This is a genomic window from Shewanella litoralis (genome assembly GCF_009828585.1).
Classification (GTDB): domain Bacteria; phylum Pseudomonadota; class Gammaproteobacteria; order Enterobacterales; family Shewanellaceae; genus Shewanella; species Shewanella litoralis.
The window spans coordinates 15,808-38,463 of sequence record NZ_WSRZ01000010.1 but is presented as its reverse complement, the minus strand read 5'-3'; the positions used below and the strand labels follow the sequence as shown (position 1 = coordinate 38,463).

General features: G+C 42.8%; 17 protein-coding genes. 3 read left to right on the top strand and 14 right to left on the bottom strand.

What is annotated here, in order from left to right; all coding sequences use genetic code 11:
• Positions 1-687 precede the first annotated feature (687 nt).
• On the bottom strand, positions 688-1,752 hold the full coding sequence (gene recA / locus GQA99_RS09705) for a recombinase RecA (protein ID WP_160053696.1): 1,065 nt from the start codon (positions 1,750-1,752) through the stop codon (positions 688-690).
• Between the two features lie 284 nt (positions 1,753-2,036).
• On the opposite strand from recA, the gene mutS reads away from it, so the two are divergent.
• The gene (mutS, locus tag GQA99_RS09700; RefSeq protein WP_160053695.1) at positions 2,037-4,613 is read left to right on the top strand and encodes a DNA mismatch repair protein MutS; all 2,577 of its coding nucleotides are present in this window, start codon (positions 2,037-2,039) and stop codon (positions 4,611-4,613) included.
• A gap of 88 nt (positions 4,614-4,701) precedes the next feature.
• On the opposite strand, the gene rpoS is transcribed toward mutS, so the two are convergent.
• The 13 genes from rpoS to rlmD form a co-directional block, all read right to left on the bottom strand.
• Positions 4,702-5,673 (bottom strand): RNA polymerase sigma factor RpoS, encoded by a 972-nt coding sequence (gene rpoS, locus GQA99_RS09695; RefSeq protein ID WP_160053694.1) that lies wholly within the window; start codon positions 5,671-5,673, stop codon positions 4,702-4,704.
• Positions 5,674-5,751: 78 nt separating this feature from the next.
• The gene (locus tag GQA99_RS09690; protein WP_373291420.1) at positions 5,752-6,684 is read right to left on the bottom strand and encodes a peptidoglycan DD-metalloendopeptidase family protein; all 933 of its coding nucleotides are present in this window, start codon (positions 6,682-6,684) and stop codon (positions 5,752-5,754) included.
• 98 nt (positions 6,685-6,782) lie between these two features.
• Positions 6,783-7,418 carry a protein-L-isoaspartate(D-aspartate) O-methyltransferase gene (locus tag GQA99_RS09685; RefSeq protein ID WP_160053692.1) on the bottom strand — a complete coding sequence of 212 codons (636 nt, stop codon included), beginning with the start codon at positions 7,416-7,418 and terminating at the stop codon, positions 6,783-6,785.
• Entirely contained in the window at positions 7,415-8,164 is a 750-nt protein-coding gene (surE, locus tag GQA99_RS09680; protein ID WP_160053691.1) for a 5'/3'-nucleotidase SurE, read from the bottom strand. Before surE ends, GQA99_RS09685 begins: the two co-directional genes overlap by 4 nt.
• 11 nt (positions 8,165-8,175) lie before the next feature.
• Positions 8,176-9,270, bottom strand: coding sequence for a tRNA pseudouridine(13) synthase TruD (gene truD / locus GQA99_RS09675; RefSeq protein WP_160053690.1), 1,095 nt, complete (start codon positions 9,268-9,270; stop codon positions 8,176-8,178).
• Positions 9,271-9,292: 22 nt separating this feature from the next.
• Entirely contained in the window at positions 9,293-9,778 is a 486-nt protein-coding gene (ispF, locus tag GQA99_RS09670; protein ID WP_160053689.1) for a 2-C-methyl-D-erythritol 2,4-cyclodiphosphate synthase, read from the bottom strand.
• Positions 9,779-9,860: 82 nt separating this feature from the next.
• Entirely contained in the window at positions 9,861-10,562 is a 702-nt protein-coding gene (ispD, locus tag GQA99_RS09665; RefSeq protein ID WP_160053688.1) for a 2-C-methyl-D-erythritol 4-phosphate cytidylyltransferase, read from the bottom strand.
• Positions 10,563-10,622: 60 nt separating this feature from the next.
• A complete protein-coding gene (gene ftsB, locus GQA99_RS09660; RefSeq protein ID WP_160053687.1) occupies positions 10,623-10,922 on the bottom strand; it encodes a cell division protein FtsB in 300 nt (99 codons plus the stop codon).
• A 98-nt stretch (positions 10,923-11,020) separates the two neighbouring features.
• Positions 11,021-12,322, bottom strand: a complete 1,302-nt coding sequence (gene eno / locus GQA99_RS09655; protein ID WP_160053686.1) for a phosphopyruvate hydratase — start codon at positions 12,320-12,322, stop codon at positions 11,021-11,023.
• A 274-nt stretch (positions 12,323-12,596) separates the two neighbouring features.
• Positions 12,597-14,234, bottom strand: coding sequence for a CTP synthase (gene pyrG, locus GQA99_RS09650; RefSeq protein WP_160053685.1), 1,638 nt, complete (start codon positions 14,232-14,234; stop codon positions 12,597-12,599).
• A 115-nt stretch (positions 14,235-14,349) separates the two neighbouring features.
• Entirely contained in the window at positions 14,350-15,171 is an 822-nt protein-coding gene (mazG, locus tag GQA99_RS09645; protein WP_160053684.1) for a nucleoside triphosphate pyrophosphohydrolase, read from the bottom strand.
• Between the two features lie 94 nt (positions 15,172-15,265).
• Positions 15,266-17,473 carry a GTP diphosphokinase gene (gene relA, locus GQA99_RS09640; RefSeq protein ID WP_160053683.1) on the bottom strand — a complete coding sequence of 736 codons (2,208 nt, stop codon included), beginning with the start codon at positions 17,471-17,473 and terminating at the stop codon, positions 15,266-15,268.
• Between the two features lie 180 nt (positions 17,474-17,653).
• On the bottom strand, positions 17,654-19,021 hold the full coding sequence (gene rlmD / locus GQA99_RS09635) for a 23S rRNA (uracil(1939)-C(5))-methyltransferase RlmD (RefSeq protein ID WP_160053682.1): 1,368 nt from the start codon (positions 19,019-19,021) through the stop codon (positions 17,654-17,656).
• A 120-nt stretch (positions 19,022-19,141) separates the two neighbouring features.
• On the opposite strand from rlmD, the gene barA reads away from it, so the two are divergent.
• On the top strand, positions 19,142-21,979 hold the full coding sequence (barA, locus tag GQA99_RS09630) for a two-component sensor histidine kinase BarA (RefSeq protein WP_439144427.1): 2,838 nt from the start codon (positions 19,142-19,144) through the stop codon (positions 21,977-21,979).
• A complete protein-coding gene (locus GQA99_RS09625; protein WP_160053680.1) occupies positions 21,969-22,565 on the top strand; it encodes a YjaG family protein in 597 nt (198 codons plus the stop codon). Before barA ends, GQA99_RS09625 begins: the two co-directional genes overlap by 11 nt.
• Positions 22,566-22,656 lie beyond the last annotated feature (91 nt).

Sequence of the window (22,656 nt, the reverse complement as noted above, 5' to 3'; positions counted from 1 at the left end):
CAACTTTGGCAATTAGGACGATTATTGGCGATGGCTTGAGTCACCTTAAGGCGTAATCGCTTTAAATCGGACTCGTAGTAGCATAGTCAAAGGCATAAGCAATATGTTCAAAACTCAAGTTTTGCGCAAAGAGCTGACGAATACGACGGGATTATTCTTTATTGTTATCTGCAGTTTATTGGCCGAATTTTCCAGCTTTTATACCATTGCGCATTAATAAGTGACCACTCAGAATGCGCCCAGCGGTTTTTGATTAAGGCGTCGCTATATAGAAATGCTTGCTCCCTTTCAAATAGCGAGAACGCAGAGCAAAAGCTGCTGGGGCTTTCCTTTGTGGCGAGCTTTAAAAGGGCTTACACTGCGTTGCATGACTTCGAAAGAACAACGATTCATTCAGTCATTCGCCTTGTTTAAGCCCTTTTAAATTCTCGCAGAGAGATCATTGACTAACGCGCAATGGTATTACTATGACAAACCAATCAAATCGCAGTTATCAATGGCGGCTTCAATGATCGTTTTGCCTACCCACTATTCGCCAAAGCTGGTTTTATCGGCAAACACCTATGGCCTGTAATAACGAGGTGACTGAGTATAAGTTTTGCCTAAGCCCAAAATAAAAACCGCAGTGCGTAACAAACGCAACCACGGCTTTTCAGCAAACGAATTTATAGTCTAGGCAAGCCTAGGTTAAAAAACTTCACCGGTTTCTAAATCGATGTTTTCATCACCATCGTCTGAACTTGACGAGCTTGCAGCACCACCAGCAAGTAACATTGTACGCAGTGTAGTATCAATCTCGGCAGCAATAGCTGGGTTTTCTGTTAAGAATTTCCCCGCGTTTGCACGGCCTTGACCAATCTTTTCACCTTTGTAGCTGTACCATGCACCGGCTTTGTCGACGATTTTATGAAGTACACCTAAATCAACTAATTCGCCAGTACGGTTAATACCTTGCCCGTAAAGGATTTGGAATTCAGCTTGTTTAAAAGGCGCTGCAATTTTGTTTTTAACGACTTTAACGCGCGTTTCGTTACCGACAACTTCATCACCGTCTTTTACAGCACCTGTACGACGAATATCTAAACGAACTGAAGCGTAGAATTTAAGTGCGTTACCACCTGTTGTGGTTTCTGGGTTACCAAACATCACACCAATCTTCATACGGATTTGGTTAATGAAGATAAGCAGAGTATTTGACTGCTTAAGGTTACCCGCAAGCTTACGCATTGCCTGGCTCATCATACGTGCCGCTAGGCCCATGTGTGAATCACCAATTTCACCTTCGATTTCAGCTTTAGGTGTTAATGCCGCTACTGAGTCAACAATAATGACATCAACAGCGCCAGAGCGTGTTAGTGCATCACAAATCTCAAGCGCTTGCTCACCCGTGTCTGGCTGAGAACACAGTAAATTATCAATATCTACACCAAGTTTTTTAGCGTAAATAGGGTCTAGTGCGTGCTCAGCATCGATAAACGCACAGGTTTTACCTTGGCGTTGAGCCGCAGCAATAACTTCAAGCGTTAATGTGGTTTTACCTGATGATTCTGGTCCGTAAATTTCAACGATACGGCCCATTGGTAAACCACCAGCGCCGAGTGCAACGTCTAATGAAAGTGAACCGGTAGAGATAGTTTCAACATCCATTGTGCGGTCTTCGCCCAACTTCATAATTGAGCCTTTACCAAATTGCTTTTCAATTTGGCCTAAAACGGCGGCAAGTGCTTTCTCTTTGTTTGGATCAACCTTCATTGTAAAACCCTCTTAAGGCATTCAATACGTTTAGTAAAATGCGATTTTTATTTAGGTGAAATGTGATAACTCATTTCAATATGTCCATCAGTATACTGTATAGTCATACAGTATCAAGTGCTGATGGTAATTTTTTTTAATTCAAGTTAATTTGCCTTTTGACATCAATATTTTATCCACTAGGCATTTTTATTGTGAATTGATTTATACCCCGAAGATAAAAATTGTTAAGATTAGCGCCATAAAGTTTCATGCCCCAAGTTTGATAGAGTGAAGAGTCCATAATGACTGTAATTGATACCAGCGATTTAGAAAAACATACCCCAATGATGCGACAGTATTTGAGCTTAAAAGCCGCTCACGCTGACATGTTGCTGTTTTATCGAATGGGCGACTTTTACGAGTTATTTTATGATGATGCCAAAAAAGCCTCTGAACTACTGGGTATTTCATTAACCGCTCGGGGTAAAAGTGGTGGCGACCCAATCCCAATGGCGGGTATTCCTTACCATGCGGTTGAAGGGTATTTAGCTAAATTGGTTCAAATCGGTCAATCTGTGGCTATTTGTGAACAAATTGGCGACCCAGCGACCTCAAAAGGTCCGGTTGAGCGTCAAGTTGTGCGCATTGTTACCCCTGGTACATTAACCGATGAAGCACTATTACAAGAAAAACAAGACAACCTACTTGCTGCGCTTTATCAAGGTAAAACCGGTTTTGGCTATGCCACACTGGATATCTCATCAGGGCGTTTTGTTATTGCAGAACTGCCGACTCGAGAAGCATTAGAAGCAGAATTACAGCGTACTCATCCAGCCGAATTGCTGTACAGCGAAGATTTTACTGACATGTTGCTAATCAATAACATGAAAGGTATTCGCCGCCGACCTGAATGGGAATTTGATTACGACACCTGCGTCAATTTATTGCTCAACCAATTTGGCACTAAAGATTTGCATGGTTTTGGTATTAGCGACGCGCGCTTAGCATTACAAGCTGCTGGCTGCTTAATGCAGTATGTTAAAGACACCCAAAAAATGGCATTACCGCACATCAACTCCATTGTGCGCTTTAATCAATCTGAATCAATTATTTTAGATGCTGCGACGCGCCGTAATTTAGAGTTAACCCAAAATTTATCTGGCGGAAGAGACAACACTCTTGCTTGGGTGCTCGATAATACAGCAACACCTATGGGCAGTCGCATGTTGCAACGTTGGATCCATGAGCCGCTGCGCAATCGCACAGCAATTCAATTACGTCACGGTGCGGTCAATGAGTTAATTGAAAAAGACCTTTACCATACTCTGCACGAACAACTAAAAAGCCTAGGCGATATTGAACGTATTATGGCGCGCCTTGCCCTGCGCAGTGCCAGACCACGTGATTTTTCACGGCTAAAGCAAGCCCTGGCATTACTGCCTGGTATTCAGCAAACATTATCAGCTTGCCAGCAACAGCAAATGGCAACATTAGCGGCGCAATTGGGCGAGTTTCCTGAGCAACATGACTTGCTCGAACGCGCTATTGTCGATAATCCACCGATGCTCATTAGAGATGGCGGCGTGATTAAATCCGGTTATCATGCTGAACTTGATGAATGGCGTAAGCTGAGTGAAGGTGCCAATGATTATTTGGTTGAACTTGAAGCACGCGAAAAACAACAAACTGGGATAAGTACCCTAAAAGTGGGTTATAACCGTGTACACGGCTATTATATTGAAGTCAGTCGCTTACAAGCAGACAAAGTGCCATTGAGTTATCAACGTCGCCAGACGTTAAAAGGTACCGAACGCTATATCACTCCAGAACTTAAAGAATACGAAGAAAAAGTCCTGTCAAGCCAGGGGAAAGCGCTCGCGTTAGAAAAACAATTATGGGAACAATTGTTTGACTTACTGTTACCAAAATTACAAGAACTGCAAGCCTTTGCTACAGCAGCCGCACAGCTCGACGTGTTGAGCAATTTTGCTGAGCGCGCTGAAACCCTCAATTACCAGTGTCCACAAATGACTGACGATATTGGGATTCATATTGATGCCGGCAGACATCCGGTGGTTGAACAGGTCAGTCAATCAGCCTTTATTGCTAACCCAGTTAGCCTGACGCCTCAGCGCAAAATGTTGATCGTCACCGGCCCCAATATGGGCGGTAAGTCGACTTACATGCGTCAGGTAGCACTTATCACTTTAATGGCTCACATTGGTTGCTTTGTGCCAGCAGATTCTGCACAAATAGGTGAAATTGACCGAATATTTACCCGTATTGGGGCATCGGACGACTTGGCATCGGGCCGCTCAACCTTTATGGTAGAGATGACCGAAACCGCCAATATTTTGCATAATGCCACGGCCAATAGTTTGGTATTAATGGATGAAATAGGCCGCGGAACCTCGACCTATGATGGTTTATCACTCGCTTGGTCTGCTGCTGAGTATCTCGCAAAACAAGTCAGTGCCCTGACCTTGTTTGCAACGCACTATTTTGAGCTGACTCAATTGCCAGAATTATTACCTGCGGTAGTTAATGTGCACTTAGATGCGATTGAACATGACGATACCATTGCCTTTATGCATGCTGTTCAAGAAGGGGCAGCCAGTAAGAGTTATGGATTGCAAGTTGCTGCATTAGCCGGTGTGCCAAGCCAAGTGATTAAAGCTGCCAAACATAAATTGCATCAACTCGAAAACCGCGATATGACCGCAACAGAACAAGCGCCAAGACAGGTAAGTATGAATTTACTTACACCGATGCCTGAAGCATCTCCAGCAATGGATAAGCTAACGCAAATAAATCCTGATGATTTTACGCCTAAGCAAGCGCTTGATTTATTGTATGAATTAAAACGTTTAGCACGCTAAGATCATAAAAAACTGGCAATGAAAAGGACACTAAAATGTGTCCTTTTTTATTATGGGCGCGTTAACGTCACCCTTAATATATTGAGTATTAATCTCTAAACAGTGCTTCAACTGACAGCCCTTGCGAGCCAAGTAAATCTTTTAAACGCTTTAACGCTTCTACCTGAATTTGACGCACTCGTTCACGAGTTAAACCAATTTCAGCGCCCACATTTTCAAGTGTTGATGGTTCATAACCTAACAAACCAAAGCGTCTTGCAAGCACTTCTCGTTGCTTCGTATTAAGCTCATTTAACCAACCCACAATTGAGTTAGACAGATCTTCAGTCTGTACTTGATGATCTGGCCCGACTGAATCGTCATCAGCAATGACATCTAATAATGCTTTTTCATTATCACCACCTAAGGGTGAATCTACTGAGGTAATTCTTTCATTCAGTTTAAGCATGCGGCTTACATCGCCAGTTGAAACATCAAGTTTTTCTGCGATTTCTTCTGCCGTGGGTTCATGATCAAGTTTTTGCGCCAGCTGTCTTGCAGTACGCAAATAGACATTTAATTCTTTCACTACGTGAATAGGGAGGCGAATTGTACGAGTTTGATTCATGATCGCACGTTCAATGGTTTGCCTGATCCACCAGGTTGCATAAGTTGAAAAACGGAAACCGCGTTCAGGATCAAACTTTTCAACCGCTCTTATCAGGCCTAAATTGCCTTCTTCGATAAGGTCGAGTAACGCTAAGCCGCGATTGTTGTATCTTCTGGAGATTTTAACGACAAGACGTAAATTACTTTCGATCATGCGGTTGCGAGACTTTTCGCAGCCTTTGAGAGCTTTACGTGAAAAATAGACTTCTTCTTCAGCGGTAAGCAAAGGAGAAAAACCAATTTCACCTAAGTATAATTGAGTAGCATCGAGATTTTTTTGTAAGTCATCTTGGACTTTGTCTTCTATTTCGAGTTGCTGCACCAAATCGCCATTTTTGGCTGCAACCTCTTGTGGTTGTTTAGCTAGATCGACAAGTGGTTCTGCTATAGCAGTACTTTTTTTGCGGCTCATAATTGCTCTCCCAAACCTAATTTGTGATATGTAATCTACTTCACTTGCCTATCCTCCGTTATTTATGTTGCTAAACAATTACTGTTTAGGTAGATATCGTAATGGGTTAACCGACTTGCCGTGATAACGTACTTCAAAATGAAGCATCACTTGGCTTGTCCCTGTACTGCCCATTTTTGCAACTGTTTGGCCTGCGCTAACATATTGCTTTTCTTTAACCGTAATCGTGTCTGCATGAGCATAAGCACTTAGAAAATCATCGTTATGTTTGATAATAACTAAGTTGCCATATCCCCGAAGCGCATTGCCTGCATATACGACTCTACCATCTGCTGCGGCTTTTATAATGTCTCCGCGATTACCAGCAATCTTAATACCTTGATTGCCTTGTTCCGATGCCGAAAAATACCCGATTATTCGGCCTCTAACTGGCCAGTGCCATTGCTGAACTTGTTGTGGCAAGTTTGCGACAGGACCGTTTGCATTTTGGTTAACTGTTTGTTGGGTAGTTGTTACAGAATACGCAGGCTTGACTTTGTGATCAAGATCTTTTTTCGTTCTGTCTGATACGACCACTGGCTGCGGCTTTACAGTTGTAGCGGGTTGGATTGTTTGCGATCCCGTACGATTAGAAACCGATGAATAGGGTTGAGTTACGGCCTGAGTTTGCACTGAAGTTGCATAGGTTTGCGGTGTTCTCACGCCAGTAGACACTGAATCATTAGCACTCGCTAAATTAAGCGTTTGACCCGGATAAATAGTATAAGGCGCGTGCAGATTATTTTCTTTGGCAAGTGCAGCAAAATGACGGCCGGCACCCCATGCAATGGAGTACAAGGTGTCGCCTTTTTTTACAATGTACTTATGGGTTTTAAGCGAGCCTTTATGATAACGAGGACCATGATTTTTTGATGATAAACTATCAACCGGCGCGGGACGTTCAGCTTGAAAGCTACATCCTGTCAGCATGATTGCTAAGACCAAACCATTTGGCCAACCGGTATTCATCAAACAATATCCTTAAAGAAAATACATGAGCGCATAGAAAGCTGGTGCATTCTACATGATAAAGCATGACTCTGAGCCTAACATGAAGCAGAACTCATGGTTTAGGCTAAATCACCATTAATTAATGGCACAAATTTAACCGCTTCGATTATTTCCGAATGGAACTCAGTGCCTGCGCGAGTGATTTTTAACAGTTGTTGAGTATCTTCACCTACAGGAATAATTAACACTCCTTTATCAGCAAGCTGCTCAAGCAAGGCTTGCGGCACCGAGGCGGCAGCGGCGGTCACCATAATGCCATCAAAAGGACCACGATTAGGCCAACCTTGCCAACCATCACCGTATTTAAATGACACATTATGCAAGTCTAAGCGTTTAAGCCTTTGCCTGGCTTGAATTTGCAGTGCTTTAATTCTTTCGATTGTGCAAAGTTCAGGAATGAGCGACGCGAGCACTGCAGCCTGGTAACCCGAACCGGTACCAATTTCGAGTACTTTTTGTGGGTTATGTTGCAGCAAAAGCTCAGTCATGCGCGCCACAATGTAAGGCTGCGATATGGTTTGGCCTTGTCCAATGGGCAACGCGGTATTTTCATAGGCTTTATGCGCTAATGCACCATCGAGAAATAACTCACGCGGAGTCGTTGCAACCGCGTGCAATACCGCGGGGTGGCGGATCCCAGCATCTGACAACTTTTTTGCCAAATTCATTGCTGATGTTGAAGCTACCCTGGTCATATTTTTGTTATCCACTCAGCTAATCCATTTAGTTGATTGTATGCAGTTAAATCCACTGTTAACGGTGTGATAGACACGTAACCCGCAGCAACAGCACCAAAATCTGTGCCCTCTCCAGCATCTTGTTCACTGCCTACAGGCCCCAACCAATAAATATCTTTTCCTGCTGGGTCTTGAGTTTTAATCATGCCTTCGGCTTTATGTCTTGCCCCTAAACGGGTGACTTTAATTCCTTTAATTTGATCGACTGGTAAGTCAGGTACATTCACATTTAAAATTTGATCGCGATTAATCGGATGCGCTAATAATCCTTTTACAATTTTTGCAGCATAGATGGCCGCGCTATCATAGTGAGTTAATGACTTACCCACTAAAGAAATAGCGATGGCCGGCAATCCTAAAAATCGCCCTTCCATCGCTGCCGCAACAGTCCCAGAGTACAGGGTATCATCGCCCATATTGGCACCCGCATTTATGCCCGACACGACAATATCGGGTTCATGCTCACATAACTGCCTAATGGCTAAATGGACACAATCAGTAGGTGTACCATTGACTGAAATATAACCATTATCTAAGTTATTAATTCTTAATGGGTTAGTCAAGGTTAATGAATTACTCGCGCCGGAACAATTTCGATCGGGCGCAACGGTAAGCACTTGTGCAAACTCACTCAGTGCCTGGGTTAATGCGATAATACCAGAGGCATTAACACCATCATCATTACTGACTAAAATATTAATCATTGCTTAGGACTCTACTCTTTATTAAGTTGCGATTGCTCTTGCAATACACGCTGTGCTTGTTGTTCAGCCACCATAATTTGTCTTTGTTGCTCTTGAACATCTTGATAATCAGCAAGTTCACGCAAAACTGATGTCGCATAACTGCCTGCAGGTAGCATAAACTCAAGGGTCAATACATCATGGTCAAATTGCCATTTCATGCCTTGCGGCTCGAGCAACAAAGGTCGCCTTTCTTGGGAGAGTCCTGCATTTTCAAGGCCAGTTAAATCATCTGAATAATCAGCTAATGGCGCCATTTCTAGTGTAAGTGCATCGTCTTTCGCTAAAGGAGTACCACGACCCCAAAGCGGAGCCGATAGCTGAATGTCTTTTTCAGCTAAACGCGCATTAAGCACATCATCCCAGGCATCAACGGTAAAATAACTCTTACTGCCGGCTAACATCACACAGTCACCCGCTGTGGTATTGATGTGTTTTGTCGCTAAGCGATGCGACACCACTAAATTAAATATGTTTGATCGCACTGCAGACAAATACATACTGCGTTTGTTGCGATCTTTTATATTGCGGCCGCCGCTTAACATCTGACGCCCCATCACTAAATTTTTACCATCATGGCCAAAACGTTGTTCACCAAAATAGTTAGGCACACCGACTGTGGCAATCTGTTGTAAGCGAGATTCAACATCAGCCACATTGGTAATATTGCGTAAAGTGAGCACAAAACGATTGCCTAATAACGCCCCTATTCGCAGTTTTTTGCTGTGACGGCTGCTGGACAATATGGTCAGTTTATCGCTATTAAGCTGCGTCCACTCAGGGGTTTCTTTGCCAGGAATACGCACACCAAACCATTGTTCTGTGACGGCGTTTTTATCTTTTTGCCCTGCATAAGTCACCTCTTTAGGATGAACTTTAGCAAATTTTGCCAGAATTTCAGCAACATAAACGGTATTCAAGCCATTTTTTTGAATATGCAACATATGGTGCTCGCCTTCCCCTGTTGGAGTAAAAGGCAAAATTTCTTTCACAATAAAATCACTATTATGAGTGCGTAAATCAGCTTGGCTTAACGGTTTATCCAGCAGGTAATGTAATTCGTTCATCTGGCAAACATTCTCTATATTATTAACGCGATTGACTAACCATCAGTACGACAGCTTCGACAGCAATACCTTCTTTACGTCCGGTAAAACCTAATTTTTCAGTGGTTGTGGCTTTCACATTAATATTTTCGATATCCGTTTGTAAATCAGTACTTAAACACTCACGGATAGCTTCAATATGTGGGGCCATTTTAGGAACCTGGGCAATCACCGTGACATCGACATTACCTATCACAAACAGCTTTTGCCGAGCGAGCTCATAGCAATGCTTTAGCAGCTCACGACTATCCGCTCCGGCAAAGTTAGCATCGGTATCGGGAAAGTGCTTACCGATATCACCTAGAGCCATCGCACCGAGGATAGCATCGCTTATTGCATGCAACACCACATCACCGTCAGAGTGAGCTATTAAGCCAGTCTCATAAGGCACGACTACACCACCTAAAATAAGCGGTTTATCGCCACCAAATTTATGTACATCAAAACCATGGCCAATACGTATATTCATGTTAATCCTTGTGATGAGCTTATCATTACAATAAGGTTATTAGGTTTATTGCATAAATTTTATTGGGTTTATTGCATAAACGTCATTGTGCTTGCTGCATAAATAACGCTGCGAGTTGTAAATCATCAGGGTGAGTGACTTTAATATTATCAACACGACCACTCACTAGCCCAGGTCTGACTCCAGCCCATTCCATGGCACTCGCCTCGTCCGTAATACTGGCATTCGCCGCAAGTGCCTGAGATAAATTATTATGCAGTGCAGATATGGGGAAAAACTGTGGCGTGAGTGCGTGCCAAAGTAATGCACGCTCAACCGTATTAGTGATTAAGCCACTGGCATCGCTGCGCTTCATGGTATCGCGCACTGGCGCGGCCAAAATAGCCCCTTGAGGGTATTGTTTTAGCGATGCAATCAACTTGTTAATATCTTCATGGCGTAAACAAGGTCTTGCGGCATCGTGAACTAACGCCCAAGCATTGGCATTAATCTGCATTGCCTGATCTAGCGCAGCAAGAACGGAGTCGGAACGTTCTCCACCGCCAATCACTTGTATCAGCTTAGGGTGTTTAGCTTGGGGAAGTTGCTTGAAATATTGATCTTGTGGATGCAGTGCGACAATAACCTTATCAATGCGTTTGTGCGACAATAAAGCATCGAGTGTGTGCGCCAAAATACTCTGCTGACCTAGCATTAGATACTGCTTTGGTTTGTCTGCCCCCATGCGACTGCCGATACCAGCAGCTGGAACAATGGCAATAATTGACTGAGTATTATTTTGCATAGTAAACCATTTTTAGCATTATGATAGTTCGTTTAACACGCAATAAATGTGCACGGTAAACTATGGATTAAACGGTTGTTCACGGGACTCGGTGCCAATAACACGATAAAACGTTTCGCCTTCTTTAACCATGCCAAGCTCATTTCGGGCGCGCTCTTCTATCGCTTCGGTACCGCTTTGTAAATCGATGATTTCTTCTTTGAGGATTTGATTGCGAGCGATCAACTTTTCGTTGCTTTGTTGTTGAGCTTCAATCTGGGTTTGCAGCAGAACATATTCAGAAAAATTGTTGTCCCCCAGCCATAGTCTATATTGTAAGACAGCCAGTAAAGCAATCATGAGTAATATTAATTGTTTCATAATATCAAGTTACGTCGCATTAACCCTTAGAATGTATATTGGATATAGTACAACAAAAAAGGCCACCGAGTGGTGGCCTTTTTTAAGCTAAAGCAAAATTATGCTTGGCCTTTCACTTCTTTCAAACCGTTGTATGGTGCTTTTGAACCTAATGCTTCTTCGATACGAAGCAATTGGTTGTATTTGGCAACACGATCACTACGGCTTAATGAACCTGTTTTGATTTGGCCAGCAGCAGTACCAACGGCTAAATCAGCAATAGTTGAATCTTCAGTTTCGCCACTACGGTGAGAAATCACCACGGTGAAACCTGCATCTTTTGCCATTTTAATTGCCGCCAACGTTTCAGTTAATGAACCGATCTGGTTGAACTTAATTAAGATAGAGTTGGCGATGCCGTTATCAATGCCACGCTTAAGGATTTTAGTGTTAGTAACGAATAAATCGTCGCCCACTAATTGGATTTTATCACCCATTAATTTAGTTTGATGAGCAAAACCGTCCCAGTCAGATTCGTCAAGACCATCTTCAATAGAAACGATTGGATAACGTTCAGTAAGACCCTGTAAGAAGAAGTTAAACTCTTCAGAAGTGAATTTTTTGCCTTCACCTTTAAGATCATAAATGTTTGTTTCTTTGTCGTAAAACTCAGAAGCAGCACAATCCATCGCTAATGTGATGTCTTTACCTAGCTCATAACCAGCATTAGCAACTGCCACTTTAATTGCAGCAAGTGCTGCTTCATTAGAGGCTAGGTTTGGAGCAAAACCACCTTCATCACCTACCGCAGTTGAGTGACCGTCTGCTTTAAGGACTTTAGCCAGGCTGTGGAATACTTCTGCGCCCATGCGTAAACCTTCACGGAAAGTTTTAGCGCCAACAGGTTGAATCATAAACTCTTGAATATCAACACTGTTGTCTGCATGCTCGCCACCGTTGATGATGTTCATCATAGGGAGTGGCATTGAATAAACACCAGGTGTTCCGTTTAGATCAGCAATGTGTGCATATAAAGGCACGTGCTTCGCAGCTGCAGCAGCCTTAGCAATAGCCAGTGAAACAGCTAAGATGGCGTTTGCACCAAATTTAGCTTTGTTTTCTGTGCCGTCTAAGTCAATCATAATTTGGTCAAGTTCTGCTTGAGCCAATGCATCTTTACCTTTAATTGCGTCAGCAATTGGACCGTTAACAGCAGCAACGGCATTTAATACGCCTTTACCTAAGTAACGTGCTTTGTCGCCGTCACGAAGTTCTAATGCTTCACGACTACCGGTTGATGCGCCAGAAGGTGCGGCTGCCATACCGACAAAACCGCCTTCTAAATGCACTTCTGCTTCAACGGTTGGGTTACCACGCGAATCCATAATTTCGCGACCAATCACTTTAATAATGTTAGCCATAATTTCCTCGTACTGTGTCAGTAAATTAAAAATGTAATAAAAGTTAAAAGCCAATACCAATAAATCACTCGATAACATCAACACTGCTGCTTTATTGGTATGTAACTTTCAGTTTGGTAATTTTATTCTATTTAGAGCTTAGGATAAATCGAATTGGTCTCAGCTTCAACTTAGTTTTAACAGCTGTGAGACATCAAAAACGCGATTATTTGATCTTACGCATATATCGTAGACAAAAAAGCCGCTAATGCAGAACATTAGCGGCTAATACATATTAGCTTATATCGCGTTTTTGATACGCCGATGATGCAGCAATAAAGCCTTCAAATAATGGGTGACCATCACGAGGGGTTGAAGTAAATTCTGGGTGGAATTGACCCGCAACAAACCAAGGGTGATCTGGCAACTCAATCATTTCAATCAGCTTACGGTCAGATGACAAACCACTAAATACTAAACCGGCTTTTTCAAGACGTTCGATGTAGTTGTTGTTCACTTCATAACGATGACGATGACGTTCAACACAGGTTGTTGAATTATATGCCGCTGCAGCTTTAGTGCCTTCTTTTAAGTGACATAACTGAGCACCAAGACGCATTGTACCGCCAAGATCAGAAGATTCATGACGCTTCTCAACATCGCCTTCTTCGTTAATCCACTCGGTAATTAAGCCAACAACAGGATACGGTGATTGTGGGTTAAATTCAGTTGAATGTGCCCCTTCTAAACCAGCAACGTGACGTGCAAATTCGATTAACGCCACTTGCATACCTAAACAAATACCAAAGTAAGGTAAGTTGTTTTCACGGGCAAATTTAGCAGCAAATATTTTGCCTTCAACACCACGTTCGCCAAAGCCGCCCGGTACTAAAATACCGTCAAGCCCTTGCAATACTTCTTCGCCTTTGGCTTCAACTGTTTGCGAATCAATATATTTGATGTTCACCGTTACACGGTTTTTTAACCCAGCATGCTTTAATGCTTCGTTAACTGACTTATAAGCATCCGGTAATTCAATGTACTTACCAACCATACCAATAGTGACTTCACCGTTTGGATTCGCTTCCTGGTAAATTACATTTTCCCATTCAGACAAATCTGCTTCGTTACAATCTAAATGGAAACGTTTGATCACTAGGTCATCTAAACCTTGCGAGCGAAGTAGTGCAGGTATTTTATAAATACTATCTACGTCTTTTAATGAAATAACAGCGCGTTCTTCTACGTTACAGAATAACGAGATTTTAGCTTTTTCATTGGCAGGGATTGCACGGTCACCACGACAAACCAATACATCTGGTGCAATACCAATAGAACGTAGCTCTTTAACTGAGTGCTGTGTCGGTTTGGTTTTAATTTCGCCCGCAGCACCTAAGAATGGCACTAAAGTTAAATGCATAAATAAAGTGCGTTCACGTCCTAGCTCAGCACCTAATTGACGGATAGACTCAAGGAAAGGCAATGACTCGATGTCACCTACTGTGCCGCCAATCTCTACGATTGCAACATCATGACCTTCGCCACCTTCAAGGACTTTTTCTTTAATCGCATTGGTAATATGCGGAATAACCTGAATGGTTGCGCCTAAGTAATCACCACGGCGTTCTTTACGAAGCACTTCTTCATAAATACGGCCGGTAGTAAAGTTGTTACGACGGTTCATTTTAGTGCGAATGAAACGTTCATAGTGACCTAAGTCGAGATCGGTTTCAGCGCCATCTTCAGTCACGAATACTTCACCGTGCTGAGTTGGGCTCATTGTACCTGGATCGACGTTAATGTATGGGTCCAGTTTCATAATGGTTACATTGAGGCCACGCGCCTCTAAAATTGCTGCTAGCGAAGCTGCTGCAATGCCTTTACCTAGTGATGAAACAACGCCACCAGTAACGAAGATATACCTTGTAGTCATGCTGAACCTGAGAAAATGTGTTGGAAAAAAACGTGCTTGTAAGAAAGCACTAGGACGGGGCGATATTATACCAAAGCCACCTCGATTCGACAAACTTAAACGCGCTATATTTAGCTTAATTTGCCTTTTCGTCTTGCTTTACCTTGTCCCAGTAACCATCTAATTCAGTTAATGTATGCTGTTCAATGGCTTTACCACTGCCGGCTACATATTGTTCAACACCTCTAAAACGTCGCTCAAACTTAGTGTTTGCTTGCCGCAGAGCTTGCTCAGGATCAACCTTTAAATGACGAGCTAAATTAACCACTGCAAATAATAAGTCGCCCATTTCATCTTGCACTTTATCTTTAGAATAGTCTGCATCGTTGGGCAGCTTATTCACCTCAACGAGCACTTCATCGATTTCTTCATGTATTTTGGCCACAACGGGTTCAAGTTCTGCCCAGTCAAAGCCGACTTTAGCCACCCGGTGTTGGATTTTACGCGCGCGCGATAATGCTGGTAATGCTTGTGGGATGTCATCTAAGGTTGAGTGCAATTGCTTTTGTTGGCGCTCATTGGCTTTTAATGTGTCCCAGGCCAGGCTTAACTCCTGAGTATTAGTGATAGGATCGCTTATTTTCCCATCAGCCTGAGCAAACACATGGGGATGACGTCGGGTGAGTTTATCGCTGATGCGCTCGACAACTGTGGCAAAGTCAAACATGCCTTGTTCCTGACCAAGTTGACAATAAAACACCACCTGAAATAACAAATCACCCAGTTCATCGGGTAACTCCTGCCATGCTCTACGCTCTATGGTATCGACCACCTCATAGGCTTCTTCTAGAGTAAAAGGCACAATGGTGGCAAAGTCTTGGGCAAGATCCCACGGGCAACCCGTTTTTGGATCGCGTAATTGCGCCATAATGTCTAATAACGATTGAATGTTTGCCACCTTGTATATCCTCTACATTTAGCGGTTTCTTTAATTAAAAAGGCACCTTAATTTAGGTGCCTTTAGCTATCGTTGTCACTTTTTAGCTAACGATTTACAATCTGCGAGACTCAATCACACCGTCAACTTGCGATAATTTGGCAATGATGCGTGATAAACCGTCTAAATTATAGAGCTCAAGTTCAAGCTCTACGGTCGCAGTTTGGGTTTTTACGTCCGATGATGAGCTCATGGCCATTACGTTAGACTTTTCAGCGGCAAGCACTGTGGTTAAGTCGCGCAATAAACCGCTACGGTCATGAGATAATACTCGTACTCGAATGCGGTATCCGCCAGAGTAGTTTTCGCCCCATATCACATCGACACTACGCTCAGGGTGAGCTCGCATTAACTCTTTAACCTGCTCACAATCACTACGGTGCACAGAAATTCCGCGGCCCATGGTGATATACCCAAAAATTTCATCTCCAGGTACTGGCTGACAACAACGGGCAATGTGGCTCATTAAGTTGCCCACACCACTGACTTCTACCTGGCCTTTACCTGTCTTTTTAGGCTTATGTGAAGCTTTTTTCAGAATGTCTTCAACGAGGTCTTCATCGGTATCGACGACTTTGCGGATTTTAGTTTCAGTAAAGTTCACTACTTGGTTTAAGCGTAAATCGCCACCACCAATGGCCGCGAGCATGTCGTCCATGGTATTAAGGTTGAAACGTTCAACCGCCACTGCCGCATCTTTAATTTTTAAGCCCACACGCGATAATTCAGACTCGAGCATCTCTTTACCGGCGGCAATATTTTTGTCGCGATCTTGTTGCTTAAACCAGTGCTGAATTTTAGAGCGTGAACGTGACGACTTAATATAGCCTAAGTTTGGATTTAACCAGTCACGTTTTGGGTTAGGTGTTTTTGAGGTGATAATTTCAATGCGCTCACCAGTTTCAACCTGATAAGTAAATGGCACAATTCGGCCGTCCACTTTGGCGCCAATACATTTATGTCCTACTTGGGAGTGAATGTAGTAAGCAAAATCGAGTACGGTTGAACCCAGTGGTAAATCGACTACTTCACCGTTAGGGGTAAATACATAAACTCGGTCTTCAAATACTTGACTGCGAACCTCGTCAACCAGGTTACCGCTTTCGGCCACATCTTCCTGCCACTGTAAAATTTTACGCAGCCAGTTAATTTTTTCTTCGTAGCCAGTTTGTTTGGTGTTACCTGCACCTTCTTTGTATTTCCAATGGGCTGCAACACCAAGTTCAGAATCTTGATGCATGGCTTCTGTGCGAATTTGAATTTCGACGGTTTTGCCTTCTGGCCCCACAACGACGGTATGAATCGATTGATAACCGTTCGGTTTAGGGTTGGCGACATAATCGTCAAACTCACGTGGAATGTGATGCCATAAATCATGTACTACGCCTAAGGCGCCATAACAGTCTTGCAATCGTTCGGTAACGATACGCACAGCTCTTACATCAAACAGCTCATCAAACTTAAGATCTTTGCCCTTCATTTTACGCCAAATGCTGTAAATATGTTTGGGACGGCCATAGACTTTAGCGCGAATGTCATCATTGTCTAAACGTTGCTGCAGTTGGGTGACAAACTTGTCGATAAACACTTCACGATCAACACGTTTGCCATCAAGCTGTTTAGCGATGTCTTTATATACCGTTGGGTGTAAATAGCGGAACGAAATATCTTCAAGCTCCCATTTTAGCTGACCAATACCTAAACGATTTGCCAGTGGTGCGTAGATATCGGCAATTTCACGGGCGAGCAATACCCGTGTTTCTTCATCGGCATTTTTAACCGCGCGTAATAAACACACGCGCTCGGCAAGCTTAATGACAACGGCACGTACATCTTCAACCATCGCCAGTAACATTTTACGAATATTGTCGATTTGCGGTTCGGCATCACGTGAGTTTTCGCTGACCTTAAGTGCGCCAATGGCATTCATGGTAACCACGCTGGCCACCAACTTTGCTAAATTGTCGCCATATTGTTCAGCTAATTGCTCATCACTTAACACGCCTGCTTCATGCATTAAGAACAGCACTGCAGCTTGCAGGGTTTCAATGTCCATGTTTAGCGGCGCTAAGATTTCGATCATTTCGCGAGCGCGAGCAAGCAATTCAGTATGAGCCAGTTTGTTTTTGACCGGTAAGGCCTCCACTTGCTGGATCAATACTAATAAAGTTTGAGCATCGTCTTTATCGTCAATATAACGGGCGACCCACTCATCCAATTGGAATGTTTGCGTATTAAAATGTGCTTCGCGAACAGATACCATGAACCCTTCCTTAGCCGCATGACCGACTTTTACACCTTTGTGTCTGTGAATTAGAAAAAACCAGACGTTAACTACCACTGAATACGCTATCTTGAAGCCCTTGGCTCTTTTGTCAATTCAAACGTGTTTAGTTGAACAAATTTATAGCATACCGTTTGATAATATTAAAAAAGCTGACACTTATTTACCTAGTTCAAATAAGACCATCGCCTCAATATGATGCGTTTGTGGAAACATATCAACAAATCCAACTTGCGCTATACGATAACCATTAGCCAATAATACACTACTGTCGCGGGCGAGACTTGCAGGATTACACGATACGTACACCACTTTTTTAGGTTGCATCTTCTGTAACCACTGTAAACTTTCATAAGCGCCAGCTCTGGCAGGATCGAGTAACAACTTATCAATTTTACCTAGCCAGGCTTGCTCAGATAAATCGGCACTTAAGTCGGCATGATAAAACGTGACATTGTCTAAGTGGTTATCTAAGGCATTTTGCTTTGCCTGCTCAACCATTTCAGGCACACCTTCAACCCCAATCACTTGCGCCGCTTTTTTAGCTAGCGGTAAACTGAAGTTACCGACACCACAAAATAAATCGAGAATACGTTCACCCGCTTGAGGATCGAGCCAATCGATTGCTTGATTTACCATCGCCTGATTTATTGCGCCATTAACTTGAACAAAGTTACCTGGGGTAAATGAACATCGTACGCTTTCAGATACTAAATGATAAAAAGGTAAGGTTACCGCTTGCTCAGTTGTAGCGAGCGCAGGATAAAGCTGGGTTAGTTGCCCGGTATCATCTTGCAACAATAAATGAAGCTGATGTTTTTCTGCAAAACCAGTTAACCACCTAATATCGGAGTTAGGCAGGTTTTTAGTGACCCTGACAACGGCAAAATGTCCATTGTCAGCTTGGGTTAACTCAACATGACCGATACTGGCTTTGGCTTTTAGCTGATTTAAATTAACCGCCAGCGGCGTGAAAAGTTCAGACAACGACGTTGCAAGCACTGGACATTGGTTAATTTCAACAATTTTGTTGCTGCTGGCGGCGCGAAACCCCAACTGTAAACGCTGAGTGTTCTTGTCAAATACGGTCGCTAGGCGAGCTCTGCGTCGATAATGCCAGGCATCATCGACAATGGGAGTGGCAACAAGGTTTTCAGCTACAGCTTCAGCACTGGATAACTTAGCAATAAGGTCAACTAACGCTGTTTGTTTATGTTCGCGTTGTGCCTGAGTGTCCATATGTTGTAAATCGCAGCCGCCACACTGACTGTAATGCTGACAAAAAGGTGTGACTCTGCTGGGCGCTGGATTAGCAATGGAAATTAACTTAGCTTTGGCATAACTTTTCTTTTGCTCAACGAGCTGCACCGTTGCACGCTCACCGGGTAAAGCTCCCGCGACAAACACAACTTTACCTTGATGCTGGGCAATCCCCGCGCCTAGGTGGTCTAATTGGGTAACATCTAGCGTGAGCTTTGCAGATAATTGTTTAGATTTGTTCGGTTTTTCTTTGAAGAATTGTGCCATTTCGGCCTCAGATGTCGAATAAAAAACTAGTCAAGAGTGCGCTGTTTCTGGCAGTCTAGACGCTATAATAGCGATTTAGTATCAGGAACACACCTAACTGCCATGAAAAGTGCCAACAATATGACCAAATATAGCCTTCGCTCCTGGGTTCTGGTACTTGCGTTAGCGCCCACAATTGTCGTGGGTATTCTACTTGGAAGTTATTTCACGATAAACCGCTTTTATGAATTGGAAGACACCTTAATTATCAAAGGCAGCAATATTGTTGAGCCTTTAGCCATTGCCAGTGAGTTTGGTATTATTAATCAAGACCGCGAATCGACTAAACGTCTGCTGGCGGCATCGCAAATCAATAATGCTTCGTTAATTCACTCCATTGCCGTGTTTGACGCTGAAAATCAATTATTTGTGACGTCTCATTATCATAAAGATTTTGAAACGATGCGTTTTAAAAAGCCGTTAACCGCGCTGATTGGCACAGAACATGAGACCATTGGTGATACCCTAGTCATTCGGGTTCCCATTATTTCGCACACCGGCCTTGAAAGTACCTTGCTCAGTAGCTTAAATCGCGTGAGCAATACAGATACAGGCAAACAACATAACCCACAATTCATAGAACCTATTTTCAATAGCCAGCAAGAACAGATTTTAGGCTACATTTCAGTCCTGCTTAATAAAGAAAATGCACTACTCGAGCAACATAGAGCCGCCATAGCAGCATTTATTATTGTGTTAATTGGCGTGCAATTTAATCTCTTTTTTACCTTTCGCTTAGTGAAACATGTTAACCACCCTATTACCGAAATGGTGCGGGTGGTGGCTAAAATTCGTGAAGGTAAACTTGATACACGCCTTGAAGGCCATTTAATCGGTGAGCTTGATTTATTAAAGCGTGGTATTAATGCCATGGCAGGCTCGTTATCTGAATATCATGACGAGATGCAGCAAAATATTGATCAAGCAACATCAGATTTACGTGAAACCCTAGAGCAAATTGAAATTCAAAACGTTGAGTTAGATTTGGCTAAAAAACGCGCTTTAGAAGCCAGTCGAATTAAATCGGAGTTTTTAGCGAATATGTCGCACGAGCTTCGCACACCGCTCAATGGTGTCATCGGTTTTGCAAGGCAGTTATTAAAAACCCCACTGCATACTAGCCAGCTTGATTACATCAAAACCATTGAACGTAGCGCCAGTAACTTACTGGGTATTATTAACGACATTCTCGACTTCTCTAAACTTGAAGCGGGCAAAATGGTACTCGAAAAAATGCCTTTTGCACTGCGTGAAACACTTGCTGAAACGCTGACCATTATTGCAGGCAGCGCCCAAGAAAAGGGCCTGGAGCTGGTTATCGACATTGATAGTAATGTCCCTGAGAGTGTTAGCGGTGACGCCATGCGAGTGAGTCAAATTATTACCAACTTAGTGGGTAACGCAATTAAGTTTACTGATTCTGGTAGTGTAATTCTTAAGATTCATTTAGTCGGTCAAGATGAGGATAATATTACTCTTCGCTGTGAAGTTATCGATACCGGCATTGGCATCGACGAGAGCCAGCAAGAATATTTATTCCAAGCGTTTGGTCAGGCAGATTCTTCAATATCACGTCGCTTTGGAGGCACCGGATTAGGATTAGTGATCACCAAGCGCCTCATTAACCAAATGGGCGGTCAAATTGGTTTTACGTCTGCCCCCAATAAAGGCTCAAACTTCTGGTTTATTTTACCGCTTGGGATCAGCCAATTTGAAATAGGCGAAGTCTTGCCCGTTAATGTACTGCAACATAAATCAGTGTTGCTTTATGAGCCTCGAGAGTTGTCTCGTGACACTTTAAACCGCCGCTTAGTCTCTTGGCAGTTAATTTTAACCAATGTCGCCAATCCAGAAAACCTGACCTCGGTATTGCAAAGTCAACACAGTAAATTTGATTATATTATTATGAGTTGTCATGGCTTTGTTGATAATGCTGAATTTATCCATTTACTAAAACAAGCGCGTCAGCATACTGATTGCCTTGTGCTGCTGCATGACTGTCTTGATCAAGATGTGATCATTAATGTGCTTAAAGCTAATGCAGATGTACTGCTTAACACGCCAATCAGTGACTTTACCCTAGCGCGTCATTTAATTTATCCTCCAACGCCTGCTGCATTAATCAGCTTACCTGAGCGCCCGAGTGATGAAGGCGCACAACGTATCAACGCCTCTGTGCTCGCAGTTGATGATAATATTGCCAATTTAAAACTTATCGACACTTTATTAAAAGAGTTAGTCGTTAATGTTGTCACAGTAAACAACGGAAAGGCCGCCATAAAACAAGCTCAAGAACATGTATTTGACTTAATATTTATGGACATTCAAATGCCTGGCACAGACGGTATTACCGCAACCGAACAAATTCGCTTTGCATCACTTAACCGTAACACCCCTATTATTGCGGTGACGGCTCATGCGATTGCTGAAGAACGTGAAAAAATTCTCGCCTGTGGCATGGATGGTTTTTTACCCAAACCCATTGATGAAGTGTCGTTAAAAGGTGTGATTAGTCGTTGGATCACCAAGCCTAAATTTACCCACTTCGACAACAGCATATTAAATTGGGACTTGTGTTTGACTCAAGCCAATCAAAAACCAGATTTAGCCTTAGATATGCTCAAAATGTTGGTGAGCTCACTTCCTGAAACAATTGAGGCTATCGACAGTGCCTTTAAGAAGCATGATAGTGCAACATTATTACAAGCTGTACACAAACTGCATGGCGCCACATGCTATTGCGGCGTTCCGACAACACAAAAGCTTTGTAAAGATATCGAATCGGCCTTGAAGCATAAAATTGATATTGATGATATTGAACCTGAAATACTTGAGTTACTTGATGAGCTAACTAAGGTAGAATCAGCGGCAAATCAAGTGATAAACCAGCTATCAGTGGATACACCTAATGACCAGTAAACCCGGATTCTTTAAACGCCTTAAGGCACTTTCTTTACCGCAAAAACAACTTTTTGCGCTGGCCTTATGTCAACGTATGCTACCTAATTACAAGCTATTCTCTGAAGTATGTGAATTTGGTGAGCCTCAGGTATTAAGTACCGCTCTTGAGTTATTATGGCAAAGCCAATACGACAAAAAACTTAAATTTAACATTGATGTACATTTACAGCGCCTCGATGAAAACACGCCAGACCCGAGCGACTTTGAAGCTTATGGTGCCTACCCTGCTATGGATGCCGCCGTCGCTATCGCCACGTTAATGAGTGCTATTGACAGTAAAATTGAAGAAGACATCACCAATATCAGCAAACTATCATCAAGTACTGTTGCTAATTACATTGAAGCCATTAGTGATGAATCATTAATGGATGAAGAGTTAGATGAGTTTGTGTTTTCTCATCCAGTAATGGAAGAAGAAAAAGAGCTTCAAGGTATGTTGCTTGATATTATCGAAGCGAACCCAGACATTAACAGCGAGTTAGTAAAAGGTTTACGTAAAGATATTATTGAGGCTGGCGTGTCAAACATTGGCATTAGCGAGTAATCAATACAGGCATTAACGAGAGGCTACAAATTGATGTTTGTAGCCAAGTAAACACCTTTACCCCTTAATAATAGCCTGAATATTTCAGGCT